The sequence below is a fragment of the Frankia sp. CoBUL1 genome (assembly GCF_978021245.1).
Genome location: NZ_CDXDOS010000217.1, coordinates 3,756 through 6,286, shown reverse-complemented (window position 1 = coordinate 6,286; position 2,531 = coordinate 3,756). Strand labels below are relative to the sequence as shown.

Sequence of the window (2,531 nt, the reverse complement as noted above, 5' to 3'; positions counted from 1 at the left end):
GGCTCACCGACCTGCATGCTAGGCGCGTATAGACCACGACAATGACGGCAGATCCATAGTCCCTTTTTACTATAAGTTGGCTGACGCGACGTATCCGTACGATGGGTTACCCCTGGCCCGCCACGTCGGTTACCGTTACCAACCGTGTCGGAGCAACCGGGTCTCGCGCCAGCCGCTCGGCGCGGTCCCCGCCGACCCCCCACCCCTCAGGGGACTCCATGACCTCGTCTGACCCCAAGAGTCGTAAAACGGCCATCCTGCCCGATCGGGGCGATCTCATCGCGGAGCTCGCCGGCCGCCTGGAGGCCCTCGACGCGCTCCTCAACCGGTTGGAGGATGCCGAGCGGCAGGCCGCCGACGCCAGCGAGCATCTCATCCGGACCCGCCGGTGGCAGGAGGACACGGTCCGGACCATCCAGGAGGAGCGGGCTCGGATGCGCCAGCGCCAGCACGCCCTCAACGAGCTCGCCGACCACGCCCGCGCCGCGGTCGAGGCGCTGGCGCACCACCGCTCGCTGCCCCGTGAGGTCCACGAGCTCGCGGTCGAGCTCCAAGTGCTCGATGCGGCGGGATTCCTCACCCGCCGCGGCTCCCGGTCCCGCTTAGGGGGGTGCACACCCGGCCTCACCCGTCGACTACTTTAAGTAGTCAAAAGCCGCCAGCGGGCCGCGGGAGGGCTACCCGCCCGCCCGCGCTCTCACCCGGACCGGCCGCCGCCGCGGACCCCCCACGCAACGAAAAACCAGCAGGACAACCGGGGCGCGAAGGGCTTTCGGCCCGCCCGGTCAGCCCGGCCGACCGCGCGGGCCGCCGACGTCGCGCGACGGGAACTTCAACGCGCACTCGCCGTAGTTGGGAAGGACTAGTGTTTACCCACCCCATCCAAGTGGACTAGTCTCACGCCGACGTCACGACAACACCGGGCCGAACGCCGAGTCCTGCCCCCGGCCCCGGTGTCCCCTCCGAGTCGTCATCAGGGGCAGGAGCGGGGGACCCACCTCCACCGGCCGGCACCGATCCGCGGTGTTGACCTAGGGGTGAAGCTCGACGCGTGAAGGTCACGCGAGAGCCGGGCAGCCCAGCCCGAACCCGACAGCTCACTTCGCAGGCGTACGGGAAGGAATACACCGTTGTCCGCGCAAAGCGTGCAGCTCGACGAAGAAACGCGAGGCGCCAGTCTCGGCCGTCACCGCGCACCCTCCGCGCCTCCGGCCGCCCGCAGCCGGGCCCGGGCCCGGGCCCGCGCCTTCGCCGCCGTGACCACCGGGACCGTCGCGGTCTCCGGAGTGGCTCTCGCCGGCTGCGCCACCGACATCAACGCCGACGCCGCGAAGGACGAGCAGCCGAACACCGCTCCGATCACCCTTGCCGCGCAGATCGGCTCCCAGGCCGCCCTGGGGGGCAGCATCGCCGCCGCAGCGGTCAGCACCCACGGCTCCACCTCCCTGCTCGGCTCGACGGGCGGTGTCGACGCCCCGCCCCTGGCCGGCAAGGTTCAGGTCGGTCTCCGAGTGACCAACCCCGACGTGAGCGTCAGCGCGGACCAGCCGATCGACATCGGCTTCTCGCTCTACAACGAGCAGACCCACGAACCGCTGGCGAACCAGCTGGTCAAGGTGCAGGTGAAGCTCCCCACCGGGTGGGCCACCTTCCAGCACCTTTACACCAACGCCCAAGGCTACGCCTCCTACACGGCCCGAGTGCTCACCACCACGAACGTCACCGCGGTCTTCGACGGCACGGACGCCCTACAGTCCGCCCGCTCGGCGAACGACGCCACCCTGCGCGTACGGCCGGCGCCCACCCCCCGGCCCGTCCGCAACGCCGCCCGGTCGGATCTCCTCACGACAGGGGACGCCGCGGACCAGGCGTCGGTTCCGGTCCCGTCGAGCTCCCTCGGGGAGAAGGCCGTCTACCTGGCCTCCCTGCAGGCCGGCAAGCCCTACGTCTACGGTGCGGAGGGCCCGAGCTCGTTCGACTGCTCCGGCCTCATCCAGTACATCTTCAAGCAGCTCGGCAGAAGCGTGCCGCGGACGACCGACGCCCAGTTCGCCGCCGCCACCCGGGTGTCGCAGTACAACAAACAGCCCGGCGACCTGATCTTCTTCGGGACACCCGGGAACATTTATCACGTCGGCATCTACGCGGGCGACGGCATGATGTGGGCGGCGCCGCACACCGGCGACGTCGTGTCGCTCAAGAAGATCTATACCACCTCCTACTACGTAGGTCGGATCCTCTAGCGGCCGGTCGGAGCCGGCGCACCGCCCTCATGCCGACGCAACTGCTCATCCGGCTCCGGTGGATCGCCTTCGCGGCTGGGGCGCGGACCACACGAGCCCTGCCAGTCCACGAGCGGCCGGCTACCGAGCCCCTCTCCAGGCGCCGACCCGAAGCCGTGGAAGCCGGACCCGGGACTCCCACCCACCGGCGAAGCCGCGGACAGACCAGCAAGCGGGCCCTGTCACCGCCCGACAACCCGCCTACATGCTTCCTTTCCAGCTCTCCGGACGGGCCCTCCTTCCGGTGGG

At 70.2% G+C, this 2,531-nt stretch carries 2 protein-coding genes and 1 riboswitch; both genes read left to right on the top strand.

Annotated elements, in window-relative coordinates:
• Positions 1–218 precede the first annotated feature (218 nt).
• Entirely contained in the window at positions 219–644 is a 426-nt protein-coding gene (locus AC08OX_RS14105; RefSeq protein WP_476608245.1) for a hypothetical protein, read from the top strand.
• 306 nt (positions 645–950) lie between these two features.
• Positions 951–1,125, top strand: a riboswitch (cyclic di-AMP (ydaO/yuaA leader).
• 5 nt (positions 1,126–1,130) lie between these two features.
• A complete protein-coding gene (locus AC08OX_RS14100) occupies positions 1,131–2,243 on the top strand; it encodes a C40 family peptidase (RefSeq protein ID WP_476608244.1) in 1,113 nt (370 codons plus the stop codon).
• Positions 2,244–2,531 lie beyond the last annotated feature (288 nt).

Bases quoted from the DNA above. Each gene is read 5' to 3' on its own strand.
- AC08OX_RS14105 (WP_476608245.1), top strand. From the start codon at position 219: ATGACCTCGTCTGACCCCAAGAGTCGTAAAACGGCCATCCTGCCCGAT.